General features: G+C 58.0%; 1 protein-coding gene. It reads left to right on the top strand.

Features of this window, described 5'->3' with window-relative positions:
• Nucleotides 1-230: 230 nt before the first annotated feature.
• A partial coding sequence (locus tag AC1D0P_RS29215; RefSeq protein WP_477679933.1) for a hypothetical protein occupies nucleotides 231-462 on the top strand: 232 nt, incomplete at its 3' end.

The following is a 462-nucleotide window of genomic DNA, read 5'->3' as shown; positions in this document are numbered from 1 at the left end:
GGGTGCCGCTGCCTTGGCCGGTATCACGGTCTGACGCTCCGGTTTGGGGGCTTCGGGCATGTCGTCGAAGAGATTCAGGGCTTGGCTCATCTGTTCCAGTTCGGAGATCGTTGGTTCCGCGAATCACATGATTCTGCCAGAAGGCTGAGAGTTCGCGAATAACCAGGAAACTGCGTTAGCAAGGCTCCATTGGCAAGATGCCAGCCGGGCTCTATCGGGAAAGGGACGCGATGTCCACAATTGATATGATCCGCCGGCTCGCTGCAGCCGCTCTTATCCTTGCTCTTCCTGCATATGGGGCCACGGCGCTGGAGCTCAAGAGCTATGAGGACGACCTGTTCGCCTATCCCGGCATCCTGGCCCAGGAGGATGGCGGCGCCTTCATCACCGTCGACTACAATAAGAAGCGTGACATCTACGGCCGCGACGAGATCCCCGAGCATAAGGTCAAGGGGAAATATG

The sequence above is a fragment of the Polaromonas sp. P1_G2 genome, assembly GCF_056405515.1.
This window is presented reverse-complemented; position numbering and strand designations above follow the sequence as displayed.